The organism is Paenibacillus camelliae, assembly GCF_023715345.1.
In the GTDB taxonomy this organism is placed as follows: domain Bacteria; phylum Bacillota; class Bacilli; order Paenibacillales; family Paenibacillaceae; genus Pristimantibacillus; species Pristimantibacillus camelliae.
The window spans coordinates 203,820-228,706 of record NZ_JAMBNY010000006.1 but is presented as its reverse complement, the minus strand read 5'-3'; the positions used below and the strand labels follow the sequence as shown (position 1 = coordinate 228,706).

At 45.8% G+C, this 24,887-nt stretch carries 18 protein-coding genes; 5 read left to right on the top strand and 13 right to left on the bottom strand.

The genetic code is table 11. The features are described 5' to 3' along the window. Positions 1-188: 188 nt before the first annotated feature. From M3180_RS12805 to M3180_RS12795, 3 genes are all read right to left on the bottom strand, one after another. Entirely contained in the window at positions 189-1,427 is a 1,239-nt protein-coding gene (locus M3180_RS12805; protein WP_251668040.1) for an MFS transporter, read from the bottom strand. Between the two features lie 133 nt (positions 1,428-1,560). Beyond that, complete coding sequence (locus tag M3180_RS12800) at positions 1,561-2,415, bottom strand: polysaccharide deacetylase family protein (protein ID WP_251668038.1); 855 nt, start codon at positions 2,413-2,415, stop codon at positions 1,561-1,563. Positions 2,416-2,445: 30 nt separating this feature from the next. Next, a complete protein-coding gene (locus tag M3180_RS12795) occupies positions 2,446-3,645 on the bottom strand; it encodes an acyltransferase (protein WP_251668036.1) in 1,200 nt (399 codons plus the stop codon). Positions 3,646-3,914: 269 nt separating this feature from the next. Between M3180_RS12795 and mgrA the strand changes: the two genes are divergently transcribed. Both mgrA and M3180_RS12785 read left to right on the top strand, forming a co-directional pair. Then, a complete protein-coding gene (gene mgrA / locus M3180_RS12790) occupies positions 3,915-4,925 on the top strand; it encodes an L-glyceraldehyde 3-phosphate reductase (protein WP_251668034.1) in 1,011 nt (336 codons plus the stop codon). A gap of 11 nt (positions 4,926-4,936) precedes the next feature. Continuing rightward, positions 4,937-5,773: an AraC family transcriptional regulator gene (locus M3180_RS12785; protein WP_251668032.1), complete on the top strand. Its 837-nt coding sequence runs from the start codon at positions 4,937-4,939 to the stop codon at positions 5,771-5,773. 107 nt (positions 5,774-5,880) lie between these two features. Here the strand turns inward: M3180_RS12785 and M3180_RS12780 are convergent, their stop codons facing one another. Continuing rightward, the gene (locus M3180_RS12780; RefSeq protein WP_251668030.1) at positions 5,881-7,041 is read right to left on the bottom strand and encodes a serine hydrolase domain-containing protein; all 1,161 of its coding nucleotides are present in this window, start codon (positions 7,039-7,041) and stop codon (positions 5,881-5,883) included. A 201-nt stretch (positions 7,042-7,242) separates the two neighbouring features. Between M3180_RS12780 and M3180_RS12775 the strand changes: the two genes are divergently transcribed. Continuing rightward, positions 7,243-7,998 (top strand): YheC/YheD family protein, encoded by a 756-nt coding sequence (locus M3180_RS12775; RefSeq protein ID WP_349774484.1) that lies wholly within the window; start codon positions 7,243-7,245, stop codon positions 7,996-7,998. A 113-nt stretch (positions 7,999-8,111) separates the two neighbouring features. Beyond that, positions 8,112-12,941, top strand: coding sequence for a beta strand repeat-containing protein (locus tag M3180_RS12770; protein ID WP_349774482.1), 4,830 nt, complete (start codon positions 8,112-8,114; stop codon positions 12,939-12,941). 93 nt (positions 12,942-13,034) lie between these two features. On the opposite strand, the gene M3180_RS12765 is transcribed toward M3180_RS12770, so the two are convergent. Continuing rightward, positions 13,035-13,406, bottom strand: coding sequence for a sensory rhodopsin transducer (locus M3180_RS12765; RefSeq protein ID WP_251668026.1), 372 nt, complete (start codon positions 13,404-13,406; stop codon positions 13,035-13,037). Between the two features lie 181 nt (positions 13,407-13,587). Beyond that, positions 13,588-17,151 carry a glycosyl hydrolase family 18 protein gene (locus tag M3180_RS12760; protein ID WP_251668024.1) on the bottom strand — a complete coding sequence of 1,188 codons (3,564 nt, stop codon included), beginning with the start codon at positions 17,149-17,151 and terminating at the stop codon, positions 13,588-13,590. Positions 17,152-17,579: 428 nt separating this feature from the next. Here M3180_RS12760 and M3180_RS12755 point away from each other — a divergent pair, with 428 nt between their 5' ends. Next, positions 17,580-18,377 (top strand): hypothetical protein, encoded by a 798-nt coding sequence (locus M3180_RS12755; RefSeq protein WP_251668022.1) that lies wholly within the window; start codon positions 17,580-17,582, stop codon positions 18,375-18,377. 82 nt (positions 18,378-18,459) lie between these two features. On the opposite strand, the gene M3180_RS12750 is transcribed toward M3180_RS12755, so the two are convergent. From M3180_RS12750 to M3180_RS12720, 7 genes are all read right to left on the bottom strand, one after another. After that, entirely contained in the window at positions 18,460-19,323 is an 864-nt protein-coding gene (locus M3180_RS12750) for a sulfurtransferase (protein WP_251668020.1), read from the bottom strand. Positions 19,324-19,399: 76 nt separating this feature from the next. After that, entirely contained in the window at positions 19,400-20,188 is a 789-nt protein-coding gene (map, locus tag M3180_RS12745) for a type I methionyl aminopeptidase (RefSeq protein ID WP_251668018.1), read from the bottom strand. A 117-nt stretch (positions 20,189-20,305) separates the two neighbouring features. Continuing rightward, complete coding sequence (locus M3180_RS12740) at positions 20,306-20,494, bottom strand: hypothetical protein (protein ID WP_251668016.1); 189 nt, start codon at positions 20,492-20,494, stop codon at positions 20,306-20,308. A gap of 253 nt (positions 20,495-20,747) precedes the next feature. Continuing rightward, positions 20,748-20,888 carry a hypothetical protein gene (locus tag M3180_RS12735; protein WP_251668014.1) on the bottom strand — a complete coding sequence of 47 codons (141 nt, stop codon included), beginning with the start codon at positions 20,886-20,888 and terminating at the stop codon, positions 20,748-20,750. A 36-nt stretch (positions 20,889-20,924) separates the two neighbouring features. Next, complete coding sequence (locus M3180_RS12730) at positions 20,925-21,320, bottom strand: PaaI family thioesterase (protein ID WP_251668012.1); 396 nt, start codon at positions 21,318-21,320, stop codon at positions 20,925-20,927. Then, positions 21,313-23,088, bottom strand: coding sequence for a long-chain-fatty-acid--CoA ligase (locus M3180_RS12725; RefSeq protein ID WP_251668010.1), 1,776 nt, complete (start codon positions 23,086-23,088; stop codon positions 21,313-21,315). Before M3180_RS12725 ends, M3180_RS12730 begins: the two co-directional genes overlap by 8 nt. A 15-nt stretch (positions 23,089-23,103) precedes the next feature. Further along, positions 23,104-24,885: an acyl-CoA dehydrogenase FadE gene (locus tag M3180_RS12720; protein WP_251668008.1), complete on the bottom strand. Its 1,782-nt coding sequence runs from the start codon at positions 24,883-24,885 to the stop codon at positions 23,104-23,106. Between the last annotated feature and the right edge of the window lie 2 nt (positions 24,886-24,887).

Here is a 24,887-nt window from a genome sequence, read left to right as displayed (position 1 = left end):
ACGAAATTAGCAGTAGATCGCATCAATAAACAATTCAACCAACAAGCAGCTTAAGCTTCAAAAATGAGATTTCAGAAATTCTGTTCGTCTGACTTTATTTAGAGAAGTGCATTATGAAATTGATTCACTTAATAAAGGAATGAGAAACAAGAATAGAACCTCCCTAAAAAGCAGAGGTTCTTATTATACTACTCATTTGATGCTTCTGCAGATGAAACAGCTGGCTCGCCAGCTTGCAGCAATTTTCGATTTCGTCCAAATAATAAGCACAGGACAACGAGTATACCACCTGTAATGACGAGTAACGATTCAATCGACACAACATCTGCCAGTGGACCAAAAATTAACATTCCGATTGGCATCATGGATGTCGAGATCATACCTACTATTCCGAATACCCGACCTAAATAATTCGGGTCCACCTTTTCTTGAAATATAACGTTCATCGGAGAATTCATAAATGGCATCGCTACGCCAAACAATCCCATAAATACGAGATACACGATAAAGTTAGGTACAATCCCAAGCGCAATCGTACAAATACTCATCCAAGCAATGGCTGCAGAAATGGTTACAATACGATTACGGAAGCCTCCCCACATAGATATGGCAGCCCCACCAAGCATCATTCCTACAGAGAACACAATTTCAAGTGCCGTTAACCTCCATACATCATCACCAAATGACCGGGTTGTTTGCAGCGGTGTTAAAAATGACGCAGGTGCCAATAAGACAAAAAACAGGACAAAGAACACTAATAATGTTTTAAGGAAGGGATGCTGACGAACGTAAGCAATCCCCAGCTTCATATCTTCAAAATAACTTACCTTCTCTTGCTGCTTACTTCTTTCGTGTGCTGCAATTGGAACAAATAAGAGTAACGTAACGATAGCAAGTATCGCTGTGACGACATCAATAAAGAAAATATTGCTTAATGACGTAACTGATATCAGCCCCGCACTAATAATCGGTGAGATAAACATCATTAATGCTTGGATCGTTCCATTAATCCCATTGACACGCATGAGATGCTCTTCAGGTACAAATTGCGGAAGAATAGCACCTACTGCAGGAATATGTATACCCGAACCGACTGCTCGAATAGCCGCCATCAAGAACAGCAGCCATATTTCCTCATACCCCATTAAAAACACAACAGCCAGTATTAATGTCGCCAACGCAATCATCGCATCTGCTGCGATAATAAGCTTTTTACGATCAAATCGATCTGCCCAAACCCCTGCAAACGGTGATATAAAAAAACTAGGCAAAAAACCACAAATAATAAATATGGTCATCGCTATACCTGACTGTAAGGTTAATGTAATATGCCACATCATCGCATATTGTACAATCATCGAGCCGATCATTGAAATACTTTGCCCGGTCAGAAAGAAAGCGGTCGTTCGTTTCCACGAACTATTCATTACTTAGCACCTTCCTTATCATCTACAATTCAATAGTTATAGTTTACCAACAAATGAAGCGAGATATCACATTTATTTTAGCAGACAAAAGAAAAAGCACTTGCCGCACGGACAAGTGCTTCTTACTAACCATTTAATCATGGTATTTTTTTAGTAGCTCTACAAATTTATTTGCAGTCATTTTCGGTGTACCCGCATTAAGTCTGTATACTTCATCTGAGCCTGCTTTATTAATGCCAGGCTTGATTGTAAAGAACAAGCTAACACCTAAGTCTTTTAATACTTGTTTAGCTGTCGCATTATATGCACCGTATGGAAAAGCAATAATTCCGTGTTCATTATTAAGCTCTTCCTTTAGACGCATCTCCATCGTAGCTAAATCATCAGTAATTCGCTCCACATATTCTTTTTGCGTTTCGACTCTGCCCTTTTCCTTAATATAAATTCGATTAGTCAATAAAGGCCCTGTCTTGTTTCCACTTTTATCAAGAGGAGCATAGTTATGCATGTTGTAAGTGTGATTGTAGAAGTTGTGGCCTTTTTCCTTTAAGTCACGCATATCATCCCAAGTTAAATGGGCAGTTTTTACATTATGAAGATCAGAGCTTTGACCAATAATAAAATGAGTGCCAACCATATTGTATTTATCCATAAGTTTCACGCCATATGTGCGGTAGCTGTCATATCCGTCATCAAACGTAATGACTACAGCATTATTTGGAACATCTCCACCCTTTAGCATGAAATCATAAAACTGATCCATCGATATCACATTGTAGCCACGTTCATGAAGTAGCTTCATATGTGTTCCGAAACGAGCGGGTGAGATCGTTGCTCCGCTTTCTACAGCATCGATATGGTGATACATCAACACAATGACCTTATCGCGATAATACACCTTTGTATTTTTGGTTTTAGCAGATACCTCATTAACTGGCGCAAAACAAAGTAAAAATACAAGACCTAACAAAAATATGCGAGCCTTCAAACCTATTCTCCTCTCAGCTTTACAATTTACCTATGATTTAGCATCAATGCCACGAGCGGGCTGCTGTGGCGCTGTCTTTTTACGCTTGTTGCCAGGAATGTTGCCGAATAAAATCCAGTGCTGCGGCACAAACCGAGCGATCGTACTAACAACAATCCACGAAATTACAAGAGCTGAAGCAAAACCACCTACATACCATGCATGATGCGCAATGACATTTCCTGTTTCAGGTGGAAACTTGCGATAGATTAACAGTACGAACGGGTGGAATAAATAAATACCAAAGCTCAATTCCCCTAAGCGCATAAGCAGCTTATTTAACACTCCTGAACCCATTCGATAAATAATAAAGCTGAGCATTAGTAATACTAATGCTGTAGTTAAAGCATGCAAATTCCAAACTGCATCAATAAATGATGTATTGTAGCTATCAAGCTTCAATCTCATTTGATGCCAAATATAAACATGTGTAAGACCAGCAGTTAACCAGACGAGTGCTAAGACTAACCAGCCGACAAGTCTACTCTTGGTAAAGTTGTCCTTGCATACGATGAGCCAGTTTTTGCATTTATCCCAATGTATACCGAGGTATGCTCCAAGGAAATAATAGGAGAAATAGCTTAATGACCAGCTACCGCGCGCTTTTACTGGAGTTTCTAGAACATATTTATTGATAAGGAAAAAGCTCCATTGCGCGACAATACCGAATACGATAAGCCAAGGTGTTAGTCTCGGAAACTTTTTAAAAAGCCACAAAAATATAGGAAACATCAAGTAAAACTGAACGCTAATGAATACAAAATATAAATGCGTATAAGCATTGCCATGCAGCAATCTTGAGGCAATGTCGCTAATCATATCTCCGACCGGCGGAATCGCACCACTCTGATACAATCTTAAAAAATAGTAAAATAGCGAAAATACGATATAGGGAACAATGATGTATAGCATTCTGCGTTTATAGAAATTCGTAACTAACTTCGCTGTAAACGGACGAGCATAATAGTTATAAAACAACACAAAGCTGCTGAGGAAAATAAATGTTGTTGTACCAAACTTCAAAAAGATGTTGGCAAAATTATAGAGAAAGAACCAATTGGAATCTATCATTCCTGTACTTACTGCTACAGAAGTTGAGTGAACAGACAGCACGCCAATAATCGCGATCGCCCGAACGATTGACAGTTCTGGAATATTCTCTCTCTTAGCGATCGTAGCTCCTTGAGCCATGCTAACTCCTTCTTTCTATCATTTTTATCGTGTCGAAAATACTCTCCAATTATCAAATATAATCATAGGTTTGTCAATTTACTTCAATATTTTGCTACTATTCTATTTAGCTTCTTGCAATATTGAATTACTTAAAATTACCTTATAAATAAAAGAGTTCATATTCGCAAATCAAACATTATGACATATGGAAGTGACGATTATCTATATGCAAATCAACGGACAATGCGCATAATGAAAACTATCAAACTATGTTAGGAGAGGTAAAAATGACATATATTGCATCTACTGAACGCTATCAAAGTATGAAATATAATCGTTGTGGCAACAGCGGACTACTGCTCCCTGCCATCTCACTAGGCTTATGGCATAACTTTGGAGGACAAGACGTATTCGAAAATGGTCGTGCCATGGTAAGACGTTCTTTCGATCTTGGTATTACGCATTTTGATATTGCGAACAATTATGGACCGCCTCCTGGTTCTGCTGAAGAGAATTTCGGGAAAATAATGAAGCTAGATATGGCTCCATATCGCGATGAACTTATTATTAGTACAAAGGCTGGGTATGGCATGTGGTCTGGCCCGTACGGTGACTTTGGTTCTCGTAAATATCTTGTATCAAGCTTAGATCAAAGCTTAAAGCGTCTTGGCCTAGATTACGTCGATATTTTCTATCATCACCGCCCAGATCCACATACTCCAATCGAAGAAACAATGGCTGCATTAGACCATGTTGTGCGCCAAGGAAAAGCGCTGTACGTCGGTCTATCAAATTATAGTGCTGAGCAAACGGCTGCTGCCTCTAAAGTACTGAAAGAGCTTGGTACACCTTGCCTTATTCATCAGCCAAGCTACTCGATCATTGATCGCTGGATCGAGCATGGACTACAGGACGTCCTTAAAGAAGAAGGCATTGGTACCATTGCTTTCCTACCGCTTGCGCAAGGTATATTAACTAATAAATACTTTAACGGCATCCCTCAAGATTCTCGCGCAGCAGGTCACTCTGTGTTTCTTAATGAGAACAGTATTACAGAAAATCATGTCCATGTAGCGAAAGAGCTTAACGAGCTGGCTGCCGAGCGTGGACAAAGCCTAGCACAAATGGCTCTAGCATGGGTGCTTCGCGAAGGAAAGGTTACTTCTGCTCTAATTGGCGCAAGTCGCGTTAGCCAGATCGAAGAAAATGTAGCTGCTCTCGAAAACTTAAACTTTACTAGCGAGGAACTAACAGCAATAGATTCCATTGTCGAGAAATACTTAGGAAAGAAAGCGTAAGGACTACTAAAGTGGAAAAATTCATTGAATTTCTTCCGCAGCATATTCATCAGCTTGATCTGTATCTCATTCAATACGGTCGAGAAAAATGTGACCCAGGACATTCCTTCGGTCCTGCTATGCGGGAGTACTATAAGTTTCACTATATTCTTGACGGCAAAGGTATCTTCGAAATTAATAACGAGCGCTATGAGCTAAAAAAAGGGCAAGGCTTTCTCGTCACACCCGATACAATCTGCTACTACGAAGCCGACCCTCATGATCCGTGGACGTACTGCTGGATTGGCTTCAATGGCATTAAAGCTGCTGGCTTGCTCCGTCAAGCCCAGCTTTCAGACGAATCTCCAATCTATACATGGGAAAAAAGTGAGTTCTTCGAACAAAGCATCGAGCAAATGATGAACTCTAAAACGATGAATGCCGGTCGCGAGCTAAGACTGACTGGTCTGCTGTATCTGTGGCTATCCGCAATGATCGATTGTCGTGGCTCAGAAATGAAGCAGAAAGCAAGAGAAAATAACAAAGAGCACTATATATCCCAGGTTGTTCATTTTATCGAAGTGAACTATGCCAACAAAATTTCCGTTCAATCTATTGCTCAATTCGTCGGGTTACAGCGCAGTTATTTGAGCGCATTGTTCAAGGATGTAATGGGGATTAGCTTGCAGGATTATCTAATCTCTTATCGCATGCGTAAAGCGTGTGAGCTATTAAGCACTACAACGCTGACCGTTGGTGACATCGCACGTTCGGTAGGCTACGAGGATCCACTTCTGTTTTCTAAGATGTTCAAAAAAACAATGCAGCTTGCTCCAACTCAATATCGTGATCAACATAGCAATGATTGACCATTTCAAGAAAATAAAGGGACGTTATTCTTCATTTAAGGTGTCTGCACCTTATCTAACGAAGAAACGTCCCTTTTTGTTCCAGTACATTCTTTCTAATTTTGTAACTACTCTATGCAGCCATAAACGGTATTGCGTACGCGAAGATGATGCTCTCGCTCCATATTAGGCAAGCGTTGGTGCATATATACGATTGAAAGCTGCTCTTCAGGATCTATAACTACATACGTTCCAGTCATTCCTGTCCAGCCAAATTCACCAAGTGAGCTGTTGCCGTTAGATGCACCTATATTCATTAAGGTACGGACTCCTAGTCCATAGCCATACCCCTCTGAGTAAGGATTATGAAATTGAGCCAGCTGATGCTCGGTTAATTGATTAGCTCGAAGGAGATCAATCGTCTTACGACCGATAATCTGTGTACCTTCGTGTTTGCCCCCATTAGCGAGCATTTTTGCAAATTGCGTATAATCCTTTGGTGTAGAAAACAGTCCTGAGCCTCCACCATAAAACTTTGATTCTGGCTCAAACGCTACATCGTTACGACCTGGGATCGGTTTAATGCCACCTTGCTCATCAGGAGCATACAGTGTCACCATGCGAGATTTCTGGTCTCCAGAGAATTGATAGCCTGTATCTTTCATACCAAGTGGTTCAAATAACTCTTTGCGCAAAAACTCATCGATACTCATTCCACTCACAACCTCGATCAACCGTGCCAAAATATCGTGGCTAAAGCCGTATGCCCAGTTGCTTCCAGGTTCAAACAGTAAAGGAGCTTGAGCAATCTTTTGGACAAGCTGCTCTAATGTATATGTACCTTCTGCGCCTAGCTCCTCCTGTAATTCACGCAGCCGCATTGCTGTCAGTGATTGTCCATCGCTGTAAGGAATACCTGATGTCATAGCAAAAAGATCCTTTACTAGAATAGGAGATTGAGCAGGCTTAGTCCACGCATAGCCGCTCGTAGAGGTGTGAACGACTTCCATCTCACTAAACTCTGGCAAATACTGAGATAAGGGGTCGTTAAGGAGAAATTTTCCACGTTCAAACAATAGCATTGCCGCTGTACATATAATGACCTTAGTTGTCGAGAACAATCTATGGATACTGTTCTCATCCATTAATAGATTACGTTCACGATCCGCATATCCATAGTACCCTTCAAATACAATATTGCCATGATGTGTAACGACACATCCACATCCAGCGATGTCCTTCTGAACAAAACCCGAAAGCAGTTCTTCCAAATGTTTAAATGAACTCATCACATTACCTCCTACATTAATAGATCGATAGATTCTCAAAATACAACCAATACTAGCCACATTATAATACAGAAGCTTATGGAATTTCTAATTAATACATGGATGACAACAATAACACCTTACTCCACCTAGGCTACTACCGTTATCGATGTGCTAATACATAGCATACTATGCATCATACTTCTCTGGGAGGTGTTTTAGATTCGTTATAAAAGTACATCTTATAAAAGTAAATGGTTAAAAACAAAGTGGTTGAATAGCAATGTTCAACTCAAGTCACATGTCCCTAAAACATTGTTATTTTCCAAAGATAACTTAAGAAAAATGATCAATCGTTTTAATACTATATATTTCAAGCCAACAAATGGCTCTGGTGGAATTGACATCGTTAGAATAAAAAAAACAGATCATCAATTTATCGCACAGCATCAAACAAACCGCAAAGTATTCCACTCACAGAACGATTTATATTATTGGTTGAAAGCTTTTGCGGGAAATCGTTCATTTATATTGCAAAAGGGTATTGCATTAGCTAAAACAAATGGCAGACCATTTGATATTCGTGTAATGGTTCAAAAGACGAAAAAAGGTAAGTGGAAAACAACTGCGCTTGTTTGCAAGGTTGGTCAACCAGGCAAGGTCGTTACAAACTACCATCAAGGGGGAGAATCCCGATTAATTAACTCTACCCTTAAAAATGCAGGCTACAATAATGAAAAGACCAAGGAGTACAAGAAAAAGCTTAGGCATTTGGGCGTACGTGTAGCACGTACTTTTTCTCGATATAATAAGGGGTTTAAAGAACTCGGCTTAGATGTTGCTCTCGATCAAAATAAACGTATATGGATTCTTGAAGTTAATACTCGTCCACAGATTTACCCATTGAAAGAACTTAAGAATAAATCGGTGTACAACAAAATAATAAAGTATGCAAAACATTATGGGCGAACGAAATAGTTTAATAGTTAAGTATGTTCTGCACACATACTGAAAACTTGTGCATTACCACAATGAATAGGTTGTTTTGTACAATCGATATTTCTATCACCTTCATATACTAATGCTAGGGGGTGATAGGAATAAGTAACGTTAACTACAATGGTCAAAATCGATCCGAAGTAAAAGCCTATTTGCATGGTATTCGACCAAATCGCGGTCGTCGAGGTCCGACGGGGCCTACGGGTCCGACCGGACCAATGGGAGCTACTGGGCCGACGGGTATATCAAGCGACACCCCTCTCTATTATATTAAGGATAATAACGAAGATGAGATGAGTGTTACGTTCGGTGAATCAGTAGTTTTCAACTCAAACACTCTTGATATAAATCTCAGGCAAGGCTCTGTAATCGTAGATATTGAACTTAGGGACGTACCTTCTGGACCGACTGGTGATACTGGTGATACTGGAGCTACTGGCGCGACTGGAGCTACCGGAGATACTGGAGCTACCGGAGATACTGGAGCTACCGGAGATACTGGACCTACGGGTGATACCGGGCCAACGGGTAATACCGGACCAACGGGACCACCTGGAGGAGTCATACCAGGTACTTCTTTATTCAGTGTTGTAGATCCAAGTAATAATTCTGTATCTGTGGACGCAGCAGATCAGTTAATTTTTGATTCATCAACGCTTAATATCACTGTTTCAGAAGGATCTGCTATCGTCACTTTGGATGTTGACGAATCTTTAATTGGTGCTACGGGCGCGACTGGGGCTACTGGCAACACGGGACCGACTGGAGATACTGGACCGACTGGCGATACAGGAGCTACTGGTGACACGGGTGCTACTGGCGCAACAGGCGACACGGGACCGACAGGTGACACTGGACCGACGGGTGACACGGGGCCAACCGGCGATACTGGACCGACCGGCGATACTGGACCGACTGGTGCGACTGGAGATACTGGCGATACGGGACCGACTGGTGACACTGGACCGACTGGTGACACTGGACTTACTGGCGATACCGGACCTACCGGTGACACTGGACCAACGGGCGCGACTGGGCCGACTGGCAACACTGGGCCAACGGGTGATACTGGACCGACTGGCGCGACTGGACCTACTGGTGCGACCGGAACGACCGGCGATACCGGGCCGACCGGAGACACTGGACCAACTGGTGCGACTGGACCTACTGGTGATACTGGACCGACTGGCGCGACTGGACCTACTGGTGATACTGGGCCATCCGGTGATACTGGTGCAACAGGCGACACGGGGCCAACTGGGGATACCGGACCGACCGGCGATACTGGGCCAACGGGTGACACGGGACCAACTGGGGACACTGGGCCAACGGGCGACACGGGACCGACTGGAGATACGGGACCAACTGGGGACACGGGACCGACTGGAGATACGGGACCAACTGGAGACACTGGTGCTACCGGCGCGACTGGAGATACGGGACCAACCGGTGATACTGGACCGACTGGTGATACGGGTGCCACTGGCGACACAGGGCCAACGGGTGACACGGGACCGACCGGAGACACTGGGCCAACAGGTGATACGGGACCAACGGGCGCGACTGGACCGACCGGCGTGACTGGACCTTCGGGCAATACTGGAGCTACTGGTGATACTGGGCCGACTGGCGATACGGGTGATACAGGTGACACGGGACCAACAGGTGACACGGGACCGACTGGCGACACGGGACCTACCGGCGTGACTGGACCAACCGGTGACACCGGTGCCACCGGCGCGACTGGCGACACGGGGCCAACGGGTGATACCGGACCGATTGGCGACACGGGGCCAACAGGAGCTACCGGTGATACTGGACCAACGGGGGACACTGGACCAACGGGCGATACGGGTCCGACTGGGAATACTGGACCGACCGGCGTTACTGGGCCGACTGGGGACACCGGAGCTACCGGTGATACTGGACCTACTGGCGACACTGGACCAACCGGGGATACTGGGCCAACGGGTGATACTGGCGCGACTGGAAATACCGGACCTACTGGCGATACTGGGCCAATTGGTGACACCGGTGCCACCGGCGCGACTGGAGCTACTGGCGATACTGGAGCCACTGGCTATACCGGACCAACGGGGGCGACCGGACCGACTGGCGATACGGGACCGACCGGAGACACTGGAGCTACTGGCGACACGGGACCGACGGGTGACACTGGGCCGACCGGCGATACTGGGCCAACCGGCGATACTGGACCTACTGGTGACACTGGGCCAACGGGTGATACCGGACCGACTGGCGACACGGGACTAACAGGAGCTACCGGACCGACTGGCGATACTGGACCAACCGGCAATACCGGACCTACTGGCGATACCGGACCAACTGGTGAAACCGGTGCTACTGGTGCGACAGGCGATACTGGGCCTACTGGCGATACCGGACCAACTGGCGATACTGGACCAACTGGCGACACTGGGCCTACCGGTGATACTGGACCAACGGGTGCTACTGGTGCGACGGGTGACACGGGGGCGACTGGCGCAACTGGTGATACCGGACCAACTGGGGATACTGGACCTACCGGCGACACGGGGGCGACTGGTGCAACAGGTGATACGGGGCCTACCGGCGACACTGGACCAACTGGTGACACAGGGCCAACCGGTAATACCGGACCGACTGGCGACACTGGAGCTACTGGTGATACTGGGCCTACTGGTGACACCGGTGCTACCGGCGCGACTGGCGATACCGGACCGACCGGAGCAACCGGCGCAACTGGTGACACCGGAGCTACCGGTGATACTGGACCTACTGGCAACACCGGACCTACTGGCGACACGGGACCAACGGGCGCGACTGGCGACACTGGCGACACGGGACCGACGGGTGATACTGGTGCTACAGGTGACACGGGGCCGACTGGGGATACTGGACCGACCGGTGACACCGGACCAACAGGCGACACGGGACCAACGGGTGACACGGGGCCAACCGGCGATACCGGACCGACTGGCGACACGGGACCGACTGGGGATACTGGTGCAACAGGCGACACGGGACCGACCGGCGATACGGGACCAACAGGTGACACCGGTGATACCGGACCAACGGGCGATACCGGACCAACGGGCGATACCGGATCAACGGGTGCGACCGGACCAACAGGCGACACGGGACCGACCGGAGACACTGGAGCTACTGGCGATACCGGACCAACGGGTGCGACCGGACCAACAGGCGACACGGGACCGACCGGAGACACTGGAGCTACTGGCGACACGGGACCGACGGGTGACACTGGGCCAACGGGTGATACCGGACCTACTGGCGACACAGGACCAACAGGAGCTACCGGACCAACCGGCAATACCGGACCGACTGGCGATACCGGACCAACTGGTGAAACCGGTGCTACTGGTGCGACAGGCGATACTGGGCCTACTGGCGATACTGGACCTACTGGCGATACCGGACCAACTGGCGACACGGGGCCAACCGGCGATACTGGACCAACGGGCGACACGGCTGCTACTGGTGCAACTGGTGATACCGGACCAACTGGGGATACTGGACCTACCGGCGACACGGGGGCGACTGGTGCAACAGGCGACACTGGTGCAACAGGTGATACGGGGCCTACTGGGGACACTGGACCAACTGGTGACACTGGACCAACAGGTGACACTGGACCAACTGGTGACACGGGGCCAACCGGCGACACTGGACCAACTGGTGACACAGGGCCAACCGGTAATACCGGACCTACTGGCGATACTGGAGCTACTGGTGATACTGGGCCTACTGGCGATACTGGACCGACCGGTGACACCGGACCGACCGGTGACACCGGACCGACCGGTGACACCGGACCGACCGGTGACACGGGACCAACAGGTGACACGGGTGCTACTGGTGCGACTGGTGATACTGGCGCAACAGGCGACACGGGTGCTACTGGTGCGACTGGGGATACTGGCGCAACAGGCGACACCGGACCTACTGGCGACACTGGACCGACCGGTGACACCGGACCGACCGGTGACACGGGACCAACTGGTGACACTGGGCCGACTGGGGATACTGGACCGACCGGAGCAACCGGACCGACTGGAACAACTGGACCTACTGGGGATACTGGACCTACTGGGGATACCGGACCAACCGGTGATACTGGACCTACCGGAGCAACCGGACCGACTGGAACAACTGGACCGACAGGACCTACAGGGATTGGTACCACTGGAGCAACTGGACCAACAGGACCTACAGGGATTGGTCCTACTGGTGCTACTGGTGCTACTGGACCGACTGGCCCTACAGGAGTTGGTCCTACTGGAGCAACAGGGCCAACAGGGGCGACAGGGCCAACAGGACCTTCTGGTGCTACTGGCGCTACTGGTTCAACAGGGCCAATCGGGCCAACGGGCAATTCGACTACCCCAAGCGTTATCCCATATGCATCAGGTAGTCCTATCACAATTACAACGTTAGCAACTGGTTCAACTGGTCTTCCTGCTGTAGTTGGATTTGGAAGCTCTGCCCAATTACCTGCCAACTTAGGAGCTACCATCGATTTAACAGGTGGACCTGGTATAGCTATTAACTATGCATTTTCTATGCCGAGAAGTGGCACACTTACAAATTTGACCGCCTACTTTAGTTTAGCAACAGCGCTTAATCTGACTGGTGAAAATATAACCGTTCATGCCCGATTATATCAATCTACGACCCCTAACAATACTTTTTCAGCAGTCCCTGGTGCTACAATAAATCTTCTACCGACGCTAAACGCTGCTGTTCCTGTGGGATCAATAAGTACTGGCAGCGTCACGGGCATAAATGTTGGTGTAACTCAAGGTACGAGATTACTTCTTGTTTTCTATGCCACACAAACAGGTACTGCTGTTGCCAGATCTATTAACGGTTATGCGAGCGCAGGTCTAGCCATCAGTTAAGGGTAAAGCATACAAAAAACAACCTGAAAGTGCACGCCATTTGGTGCTGCTCCTTCAGGTTGTTTTACATGTCTTAAAGAACTTTTATCTCGCTCATTTACATGGATATGCCATTGTTGACATTAATGCATTTTCTGCTTGAGTTGAATCTAATCTACTATATTGAACTACTATTGGAATGCTGCTCTCTACAAGAATAGCATAAGGAACCCCAACCGGAATAAATTCACTGTTTTTCTCTAACGAGGACGTTCTAATATGCTTTGTACGTCTAGCTGGAACGACATAGCGAATATCGCTAATCGGATTACGATCCTCAAAATAAATGGTTATGCTAAGCTCTGCATCCTCTACTGAAGTATTGAGCACGCAAATCGATTCATGACTAACTAATTCTCCAGAGCTTTCTGATGGAATATAGCCATCAGGAATAACCCATTGTGTTTCTCCAAGTGCTTTGTTCATCAAACTTCCCCTCCGCATCGTTGGTTTAAGTTTCTCTCAACACGTTGCTAGTCTGACTCGCTGCTTTACTTAGATTATACTCAATTCCATCTCTTATTGAATACAAAAACTTCCCTTACCATTGCAGGTTCTATTATGCAACCTGACAACGATAAGAGAAGCTTATTGATATTATAGAGTATTAAGATTCAATATGATCAAGTAAACGCATAATAGCTACTACAGCTTGTGCCTTCGTTACGGTTCCATACGGATCAAAACGAGAAGCGGATACACCCCTCATAATGTTTTGTGAGAACACGTGCGCAATAGCATCTTTCGCATAGGCTGAGAACAGCTCTTGATCATTAAAATGATTAAGCACATCTACTTCTGCTTGACTACTAACATCTTGAGTTAATGCCATTGCTCGATGCAGCACGACGGCCATTTCTTGACGACTAATTGTGCCATTTGGATCAAACTTTCCTGGCTGCTTACCGTTGACTAGACCTAGAGCGAAGGCAATCGCGATATCCTCTGCATATTGAGATTGATGCTCCACATCCTCGAAAGTGAGCTTAACGTCAGCTTGTGGCAGCAATTCTAGCCCACGGACGATGATGGAAACAAATTGTGCGCGTGAAATCTGTGTCGATGCTCCAAAATGCTCCTCGCTTTCACCAAATACGATCAATCGATTCGATGCACGATTAATGGCATCATTAGCCCATAACAGCTCTGTATCCTTAAAACTAAAGAAGCTTTTCACAACCACATACGTTCCGCCTGCTAGAGCCTCTAGCTTTACTTGTATGCTGCCGTCTGCTTGTTTAACAGCCGTGGTTACTACTGAGCGGAATGTATTAGACTCTGGTAAATATACAATTCCTCTCACCTTCGTCTCTTCCATACTTCCTGCAGGCAGGACCACCTCAATTGTTGTTCCTTTTAGCTGATTAATCGTTTCATACTTTCCATCCTCGCTCATAGCTTCAACTGTTAAGGCTATCGCACCTGATTGTGCACTTATGCCAGGTTGAAGAACAGATCCTACAGACGGCTTACCTTGCTCCTTCAATAGAATTCGAGTATCTGCGCCCTGATCCAATACATGAGCAGGGATATGATACGTAACATCGCTCCAAGTGATGATAAGCTCTGCTTCCGCTCCTGCTGCGGTCAAAGCAGCCGCTACCTCCTTAGGTAAGTGCACTTCAACAGAAGGAGCTGCTGGATCAATCGTTAATGTAAAGGATGAGCTGGAGCTTCCTTTTATTACTGCAACTGCTCCGCCCTTATCTACAGAGACAATCCACTGATCTTCATTCTTAACGATAGTGTTGGAAAGCTCGCGCTGACTGGACGGTGGAATCACTACAGAACCACCACTGCTCATTGCCACTGTCCGAGCATTGAGCACATTGCTGCTTGCAGAAACGGCTGTTATATGTTCATCTTCCTTTTGTACAGCAAGCACATGCAGATCGTAATCGCTAACAGCTGAAAGCTGCTCAAATGTGAAATTCGTTTTCTCCGTGTAGCCAGCATAACGTCCATCTATATAAGCCTCGTAGCCAGTTGCTCCATCAACATGGTCCCAGCTAATCGTAAGCGCGTTATAGCTAGCCATCGTTAATGCAAGCCCTTCTGTTGCTGCAAGAGCATCGTCATTTACGACACCATTAATCGGTAAATCCTTGTTCAATTGGCTAAGTAATTCGCCTGTACGGTCACCACTAACCTCCCAGCTCATTACACCGGCTAAATTTTTTGATTTAACAAGTGATGCACTATACATCATTGATGTTTGATCATTGTACGTCATAAACGTACGCTGCTCCGGACTATAGAGATACGCCACCTTCGCGGCATCATTCCAATAGCGTTCATAACCGTCTGCGCCTATAAAAGTAATAATATCACTATAATCATAAATCCCCTTTTCCCAAGAGCCATCAGGGAAGCTTGTGCATTCCACATATTGACCTGGCGCTTCACAGCCACTCCAAGCTTTCCCGTAGAACGGTAAGCCCAGTACTAGCTTATGCTCAGGAACTCCTCCAGCAAGATGCCCCTCTACTCCACCGAGCACATGATTTCTTGCTGAGTTTGGCTTTAACAGATTAGCATCATAATATAACGGAGCATTATGATTAGCTAGAGTTTCCCAGCTTCCACCATAATCGTAGGTCATAATATTGATAAAATCCAAGTATTTGCTTGAGTTTGCCAAGTCCGCGTTTACAACAAAGTTATCACCTTGGCCAGAAGCAATTGTCAATAAGTAATATTTATGATCCTCGGAGCCCGCTGCATCCAAAGCAGCTCTTACTGTTTGCATGAGTAGCGTAAAATTCAAATTATCCTCTGGTGAATGATAGTTATGTGTTTCCCCACCCTCTACAGGATATTCCCAATCGATATCCAAGCCATCCAGCTTGTATTCTCTAATAAAATCAACAGCCGACTGTGCAAATGTTCTACGCGTTACCTCATTAGCTGCCATATTGGAAAAGTGCTTAGACCAAGACCAACCGCCAACCGATACGAGTAGCTTATACTCTGGATTGACTGATTTCAGATTAGTAAATGCGTTGAAATTTTCAATATCCTTTACTTGATCGCCTAACACGATTTCTCCGTCATGCACATAACGATTTTGCAAAGGAATGTCTTCTGACTGACATGCCGTCGTTCCTGTTCCATACTTTTTCCAGCACAAATCTGCAAATGCGTAATTAATATGTGTAATCTTAGAAACATCTACGTCGCTAGGATAGAACTGACGATCATAAACTGACCAAGAGGCATAATACGTAACGTTCGTGTAGCTCGCACCAGGCACTACTACAACAGCATCACTTACCTCAGACGTCCATAATGGATTAATCGCTTCAACCGTATACGAGTATGAGGTGCCTTCGTTTAGACCTGTTGCTGTAAAGCGATTTTCAGTGGATGATCCGATTAGTACATCATCCTGGTAGATATTATAGCTGGTTGCACCTGCTACTGGAGCCCAGCCCAAAACTGCAGTCGTCCGATTTACAGTTGTAGCCTGAACATCCTGAGGAGCCGCAAGCTCTCCCCATTTTATTGAAATCTTATTGCTGCCAGCAGAAACGATCGTCGGTTGTCCTTCCGCTGCGAGCTGGGCGGCAACTTGAAAAGTTAATTCTGTACCTGCAACCGCCTGCTCTTCCGTCAATGTATACGTATATTGATTAGAGCCATCCCAAACTCCAGATATCCATGCTTCATTCACGTAAATATCATAACCATTCGCATCGGGGCTTCCTATCCACTTAAATGAGACGGTTGATGCTGTTACACTAGTCACCTGAAAATTGAGTGGAGCAGGCAATGGTGCTTCCTTATACTCCGATGTATCTGGAAGTGTCGTAAATTCAATAGCATTGCTTTTCTCCTTCTGACTATCCCATGTTATATATATTCGGTAAGTCGTATCTGGCTGGAGTCCGCCAATTACTTTATTCCATCGATGACCCCAAGTAATATATTTGTCGTCATCAGCATGAAAAACTTGAATGTCATTAGGGTGTTCATCATCTCCGATCAAGTCCCATTCAATTTCGGCACTATTGTGAGTAATCGTTCCCTCTACTACTCGAAGATTTTGCGGTGGCTGACCTTCAGCTTCCGCTTCATTAGCATTTATTACAGCTGTGTTAATCCATGTACCAAACAGCAATGCAAAGCATAAAATCAACATAAACACTCTTTTTTGTGAAATAGAATACACACGATCACCTCTAATCATTTAGTCGTTGATGTACGAGCTCTAATGAAGATGGGCTGTGCTGTATCTAAGATGGGAAGAATCAAAGCAGAGGACAGCTCAAGTTGACGAGATTAATATCATTGCAACAAGCTGAGACTGTAATAAATAGTATTGTACACGCTTTCATTTATTGGGGTATTAGTTTGGGTTAGATTTCGTGGTGCATAGCTGTATCCTAAGTACGTTCTGTTCATCACCTTCTTATACATTCATTTAGTCTTACTACCCTATCTCGAAACCATCATAGCATGAGGCTACAGAGGGGAAGAGGGTAACATTTAACGACTAACGGGTGAAATATATATGATCAACCGTCCACAGAACTTACTATAAACAAATTGTAGTCAGGATGTTAAAATAAGGAAGAATTTAGTGTAAGGAGGGGCAGAATGATGAACAAAAAAATAATAATGGCCACTACTGTGATCATTTCACTTATCGTCTTAATCTTAGCAGTCGGTTTGTATATTTGGCGTGTACAGATACATTCACAAGCAAAGCCTAAACCACTACAAATCCCCTTTTCATACAATCTTGCTGGAGATCTGAATCCCGAGGCATTAACGACTGACATCATGCAAGCTATTGGTTATCCAGATGCTATTCCATTTGTAACAAGTGGGGATAGGTTTAACGTTATATTATACAGCCGCCCTCAAATGCAGGATGATGTAGAGTTCCATATCATGACGTCTTCATTCAGAATTCTAGTACAAACTAACGATAATACACAAATGCTATCCTATGAATTTCAGCTGTCTCAGCAAAGAGATCATTTAGTATTGATTGACCGCCAGGAGACGATAAACGTAAAGTCATTAATTGATCGACCTATTCCGGTTGGTGCTTTTACTTTGAGCGAACTGTTCAGCGCAATACGAGACTTTCCAGCGGATTCTTATCGCGAGCATTCCCAATATGGGGATGAAGATACCGACCTATACAGTATACGTTTTAATGATAGCCTTATAGCAGAGAGCTTTTTCTATAGCAAACACGGCTATGTCAAGACGGTCGATACAGCTATTACAATTGAACGCAGCAATGAAATACCATTCTTAATATCGCATCTCAACTGGGGGGATATCCGTGATGAATCTCTACACTATGATGATCCTCGTCGTTATTACAATGCGAGCGGAATAGGTCGAGTTAATCTGCTATATATACCTGAGCACAGAAATTAGCCCGATTATAGTTTTTTTCTATAATGAAAGCCGATCAATCCAAAATATCTGGATGATCGGCTTCTATACTTATTCTTCTATTTTACTCCTCGCCTATCGCAACAGGATTCACCGGATTGCTGCTCCAATCACTCCAAGAACCTGCATAAAGCTGGACATTGCAGAAGCCCGCTTCCTTAAGCGCGAACACATTGGGTGTTGCTGTTACGCCAGAACCGCAGTATACAATAATGTTCGACTTCTTATCGATACCTTCAAACCGCTTTGCTTGCTCCTCTGGAGACTTCCACGTTCCATCCTCTCGCTTGCCTTCCTGCCAAAAATGGTTAATCGCCGTTGGAATATGACCCGCCGCACGATCAATGGGCTCATGCTCACCACGATAGCGCGCTCGATCACGTGAATCAATAATAATAACGCCAGGCTTCCCGATCTTCTCTTTCACTTGCTCCTGTGTTAATACCATCGCTTCATTCAGCTGTACTGGCAGACGATTGTTATCGTAACGCTTAGGTATAGCGGTATCGACCGGCTGGCCTGCTTCAACCCAGCCCTTATAGCCCTTCTCAAGCACAACAACCTCACCATTAAAGCCAATCCATTCTAACAGCCAGCGCAATCTCGATGCCATCGCACCTCCTTGATCGTCATAAGCGACAACCGATACCCCGTCCTTAATGCCGATTGAAGCGAAAAACGCTGCGACAGTTGAAGGCTCTGGCAGTGGATGACGACCTCCTGCTCCATCTGGTCGCATACCACTGGATAGATCATGACTTAAACTCGCATAGTGAGCTCCTGGAATATGTCCAGCTCGATAGGCTAGCTCACCTGCATCAGGATCTGACAAATCATATCTTGTATCGACGATCACTAGCTCGGCTTGTCCGTTTTTTTGCTGCTCCAGACGATCAATCAACCATTCATTATTAACAATGTAAGACATCTATATCTCCTCCTATGTAGGGAGAGAGGCACCATTGCTTCTCCCCTTATATTTTAATTGTTGCGGGATTTCTACTTCAAGCTCGTTTAGCTGCATGAGATGTTTTCCGAGGCGTATGCAATGCTGTTAACAGCTGAGGACCTTGCTTTTTTACGGCAACCGTATGCTCGAACTGAGCGGTTAGTGAATGATCGATCGTACGCGCTGTCCAGCCGTCATGGGCGATGTACAACTCCGTCGAGCCTGCAGTAACAATCGGTTCAATCGTAATGACCATACCTTCCTGCAGCTTTATTCCTGTTGTCTCTGTTCTTACATGCAGTACTTGAGGTTGCTCATGGATTTCCCTGCCAATACCATGACCTGCAAAGCTTGCAACAACCTTATAGCCATCCAGCTCAGCTCTCCGCTCAATCGCATAGCCGATATCTGCTAGATCTCTGCCAATCTCGATTGCTTCTATGCCAGCTCGCATCGCTGCTTTTGCCGCTCTTACAAGCTTTCTAGCTTCCAGTGATACTTCACCGATCATGTAGGTGTATGCAGAATCTGCTTTCCAGCCGCCGACATCTGCTACCATATCAACAGTGACAATATCGCCATTTTGTAGCTCATAGCTGCTTGGAAAACCATGACATGCTACTTCGTTGACAGAAACACAGCTCACATATGGATAGCCCTTATAGCCTTTTTGTGCAGCGACAGCACCATGCTTTGCGAAAAATCCAGCAATAAACTTTTCGATATCATTCGTTTTTACTCCTGCTCTAACACGCTTTTGTAATTCCTTGTGGCACTGTGCCACCACTTTTCCCGCACGTCTAATCTTCTTAATCTCATCACTGCTCCTACAGACCGCTTCCATTCCAACACCTCCTGCATCCTTACTTTCAATGTATTCCGTGCTTCGTTGTCCAATACACCAATAGGAACAGAAAAAGAGCCTATGAAATACGAGATTTCACTAGGCTCTAAATGTGATCTACACCGCAGAGGAGTTAATTCTGCTAAGCTCATCCTCTACGAGAGAGGTTAATTCATCCTCATAGCCGCCAGTAATTCGATACTTGCGTACATAATCCTTAACAAACTTCCTCGGATCCTTCGGCTGGAAAATTCTTGTCAATTCCTTCAAACTTTCCCTAACTTCATTCTGGCTATGCTTTGCCATGAAATCTCCTCCCTTACACATTGGACGGTCTTCACAATCGATAACTTGGATTATCGAAACAGCTATTGCTGTCGTTGTGCTCCTTTTGCTGCAATGATGCTCTACGAGGGTAGATCATTTATTTCAAATTTTCTTACTATTATAACATTTCAGATATCAATATAAAACAACCGTTAAATTAGAATATTTTATTTTAGCTTTCACAACGTTCGATTCAGAGGCTAAAAAGCGTCATCATTGTGTATAAATTGGGCTAACGCTCTGATTCGGAATCTTGTGACCGCGATTCATTATGATCTTGTTTTCGATACATTCGCAAATAGACGACAACTCCAACTACTGCAACGATAATCCCGAATCCTAATAAAACCGCCGCAGCTACGCTCTGCCACACTCCGAAACCCTCCCTATCACAATGATTAGCATTCTACTAAGATAATAAACGATATGAACCGCTTGCATATGCGAGCAATTTACCGCTTTCATCATAAATAGAGGCTGTCATTGTTATAGTACGTTTCGTACGGTGTAAAAGTTCCGCTTTACAAAAAATTGTTCCAGTAGCAACATTAGACAAAAAGTGTGTATTCATCGTCGCCGTTACAGTTGTAACCGATGGATCGAGCATCAAGACAAGCCCCATCGCATTATCTAGCATCGTCATAAATACACCACCATGAACAATGCCCATCAGGTTTAAATGGTGCTGCTTAATAGCAAGTGAAATCGTTACCTCATCCTGCTCTGCTTTCTCCAGCTCGAAGCCTACATATCCCCAGAAGGTTGACTGAGCTTGCTTTGCAAGCTCATCAAATGAGCTACTCATTCGTCCGCTCCTCTTCCTCCATTAATTGGCGTTTTAGCACCTTGCCAACCATTGTTTTTGGCAGCTGCTTACGGAATTCATAGATATGAGGAACCTTATATGAGGCTAAACGCTCCCTGCACCATTGATTGAGCTGCTGCTCCGACACTGCTACATTGTCCTTCAACACAACGAATGCCTTTACAGTTTCGCCACGATAGCTATCCTTTACCCCGATGACCGCAGCTTCAGTAATCGCCGGATGCTCATACAGCACCTCTTCGATTTCCCGAGGATAAATATTAAAGCCACTAGCAATAATCATATCCTTTATTCGATCCTTAATGACGAAGAATCCCTGGTGATCCATTAAGGCCATATCTCCTGTACGCAGCCAACCGTTATGAAAAGCTGCCTCTGTCGCCGCCTCGTTGTTCCAATATCCGCTCATCACCTGCGGACCACGCACGACAAGCTCACCGATTTCTCCCGGAGGCAGAAACTGTCCCGTCTCCAAAGATAGAATAGCTGCTTCTGTGTCAGGAAACGGTACGCCGATTGTACCAATTTTACGATATCCCCATATCGGATTGGCATGTGTTACTGGTGAAGCTTCTGTCAAGCCAAAGCCTTCGATTAGCTTGCCGCCTGTCATTTTTTCAAATTGATCTTGTACCTCTAGTGGCAGTGCAGCAGATCCGCTTATACAGATCTCGATGGAGGAAAGATCAAGCGGTTTTTCTTGCTTTGAAGCGGCTTGAATGAGTCCAATATACATCGTCGGTGCGCCTGGAAAGATCGTCGGCTTCTGCTTATCTATCGTTCGCAGCACTTCTTCTACCTCGAACTTCGGCAGTAGAACGAGACAGCCCCCCGTACACACTGACAAATTCATTAGCACCGTGAGGCCGAATACGTGAAAAAGCGGCAGTGCTGCAAGATAGCGTTCTTCTCCGAGCCGAATTCGCTCACACCATTCCTTGCTTTGCAGCGTGTTGCTCACAAGATTTCGATGGGTCAGCATGACCCCTTTCGGAGTACCTGTTGTTCCTCCCGTATACTGCAGTGCTGCAATGTCGTGATGACCAGCTAACGTCGGTCTTTCATACGATAGCGCACTGCGGCTTAGCAGTGACTTCCACTGCACATAGCCATCTGTTCCGTAAGGAATCTTAGCCTTAAAGCCATCTCTGCGCTGCTTAATGGGATAGAGCATATTTTTAGGAAATGGGAGGCCATCCTTAATCGAAGTAATGACGACGGTGTGCAGCTTCGGTATCGGTCCTTCTTCTGGGTTCTTACCTCGGACTCTAGCTATCCTTGGGTACAGCATATCTAGCGTTATGATTGCAACTGCACCGCTATCCTTAAGCTGATGAGTAAGCTCCCGCTCCACATAAAGTGGATTCGTCTGCACCACGATTGCTCCTGCAAGCAATACGCCAAAGTATGATATGACCGCCTGCGGACAGTTCGGCAGCATAATGGCGACACGGTCACCCTTCTTTACGCCGAGCCTTCCAAGCCCTCTTGCCATGTGATCTGCTGAAGTGTAGAGCTGCTCGTAGGTTAGTGTCTTCCCCATAAAGGTTAACGCTGGCTTTTTAGCAAACTGCGTCACTGCATCAATTAGAAACTGTGCGACATTAATCTCGGGATAATCCAGCTTATGCCTGACTTCCTCTGGATAATATCTCAACCAACGCTTTTCTGAAAAATCTACAAATTGCTCATTCTCGCTTCTCGCTGTCTCTTGCACATCCGACGGTTGTTGATTAGGTGTATCCATACCCAATCATCTCCTTCACACGGTATAGTGCTCACTTCCAATAACCTTTGCAGCGATTTGTCGTTTTAATGTGATCACATCTGTGAGTGTTGCCTTCATTAATTTCTTTACAATAGACAGTTGCATGCGCTGCATATCTCCAGCCTCCATGCGAACAATTGCCTGTCTGGCGTCACTTTCTAGCTGCTCCATTGCTTCCTGCACATAAACCTTTGTCATAAGAGCTGCCAAGCTTTTATCGTCCTGATCAAGCTTTAATGCCATACGCTTTTTCGCTCTCAGATAAGCGCTCTCCATTGCATATATAACAATCATCATATTAGCCAGCACTTCTAATATTTCTTGCTCCTTCTCCAGCTTCGTTCCATATCGCTGAACAGCAGAGCCTCCTAGCATAAGAAATAGCTTTTTTGCTTGCTCTATGCGATAGCCCTCCAGCGCTAGAGGAGCGTCAAGCTCAGGGGGCTGCTGTGGTTCTAGCAGCGATGCTTGCAGACCTTCAATCTTCTCTAGAAGTGGAAGCTCACCCTTCATCGCCTTTTTAATTAACGTACCAGGGATAAGCAGACGATTAATTTCGTTTGTCCCTTCAAAGATACGGTTAATCCGAGAATCTCGATAAATGCGCTCGACTTTATATTCCTTAATGAACCCGTACCCGCCATGAATCTGTACAGCCTCATCACTAACCGCATCAAGTGCCTCGGAGGCGAAAACCTTGACGATCGAGCATTCCATTGCATACTCCCCGATCGCTTTAGCTGCCTGACGCCCCGCTTCCACATCACTGCCGTCCGTAATCGAGGAAAGCTTATCATCCATCCACCCTGCAGTCCGATAAACGATGCTTTCTGTCACATATGTCAGTACGTTCATATCTGCCAGCTTTCCTGCAATGAGCGGATAGGAGGACAGCGGCTCATTAAATTGTTTGCGGACGTTACTGTACGCTGCTGCAAGCTCGATTGCCTCCTTGCATGTGCCTAAGCATGCAGCGCCAAGCTTAAAACGACCTATGTTCAATATATTAAATGCGATAAGGTGTCCTTTGCCGATCTCGCCGAGTACGTTTTCCACCGGCACATGCACATCCTCGAAGAACAGCGGGCATGTCGATGAGCCTTTTATTCCCATCTTATGCTCCTCTGGGCCAACACTAAAGCCTTCCATGTCGCGTTCGATGATAAAGGCTGTAAACTTGTCACCATCGATCTTGGCATACACGATAAAGAGGTCAGCAAAGCCTGCGTTCGTAATAAAGATCTTAGAGCCATTCAAAATATAATGCTTACCGTCCTCACTTAAGCGCGCTGTGCTTTTGGCACTTAGCGCATCCGAGCCCGAGGATGGCTCCGTTAAACAGTAAGCAGCAATCCATTCCCCGGTTGCCAGCTTTGGCAGGTACTTCTCCTTCTGCTCCTTCGTACCAAAAAATACGATTGGCAGCGTACCAATTCCAGTATGTGCTCCTACGGACAGGGCAAAGGAGGAGGTGCGCGCCAAAGTTTCTGCGAGCAGCGTTGTGCTCACTTTATCTAGACCGAGCCCACCGTAAGCCTCCGGTATGTCTGCTGCTAAAAAGCCCTGCTGCCCTGCCGTTCGCATTAAGGATACCGTCAACTCATAGTTCAGCGCCTCAATCTCTGCATCTCTTGGTATTAGCTCGGTGTCAATAAATTGCTCTGCAGATTCTGCAATTAAGCGTTGCTCACTTGTAAAGTCTTCAGGGATACACGTCGACATCGGATCGCTAGGTTCAATGATGAAGCGACCTCCAACTGCAGGTTCTACTGACATGT

Excerpts from the sequence above, each read along its gene's own strand:
- M3180_RS12805 (WP_251668040.1), bottom strand. The coding sequence starts at position 1,427 with ATGAATAGTTCGTGGAAACGAACGACCGCTTTCTTTCTGACCGGGCAA.
- M3180_RS12795 (WP_251668036.1), bottom strand. The coding sequence starts at position 3,645 with ATGGCTCAAGGAGCTACGATCGCTAAGAGAGAGAATATTCCAGAACTG.
- mgrA (WP_251668034.1), top strand. The coding sequence starts at position 3,915 with ATGACATATATTGCATCTACTGAACGCTATCAAAGTATGAAATATAAT.
- M3180_RS12780 (WP_251668030.1), bottom strand. The coding sequence starts at position 7,041 with ATGAGTTCATTTAAACATTTGGAAGAACTGCTTTCGGGTTTTGTTCAG.
- M3180_RS12765 (WP_251668026.1), bottom strand. The coding sequence starts at position 13,406 with ATGAACAAAGCACTTGGAGAAACACAATGGGTTATTCCTGATGGCTAT.
- M3180_RS12755 (WP_251668022.1), top strand. The coding sequence starts at position 17,580 with ATGATGAACAAAAAAATAATAATGGCCACTACTGTGATCATTTCACTT.
- M3180_RS12750 (WP_251668020.1), bottom strand. The coding sequence starts at position 19,323 with ATGTCTTACATTGTTAATAATGAATGGTTGATTGATCGTCTGGAGCAG.
- map (WP_251668018.1), bottom strand. The coding sequence starts at position 20,188 with ATGGAAGCGGTCTGTAGGAGCAGTGATGAGATTAAGAAGATTAGACGT.
- M3180_RS12740 (WP_251668016.1), bottom strand. The coding sequence starts at position 20,494 with ATGGCAAAGCATAGCCAGAATGAAGTTAGGGAAAGTTTGAAGGAATTG.
- M3180_RS12730 (WP_251668012.1), bottom strand. The coding sequence starts at position 21,320 with ATGAGTAGCTCATTTGATGAGCTTGCAAAGCAAGCTCAGTCAACCTTC.
- M3180_RS12725 (WP_251668010.1), bottom strand. The coding sequence starts at position 23,088 with ATGGATACACCTAATCAACAACCGTCGGATGTGCAAGAGACAGCGAGA.
- M3180_RS12720 (WP_251668008.1), bottom strand. The coding sequence starts at position 24,885 with ATGTCAGTAGAACCTGCAGTTGGAGGTCGCTTCATCATTGAACCTAGC.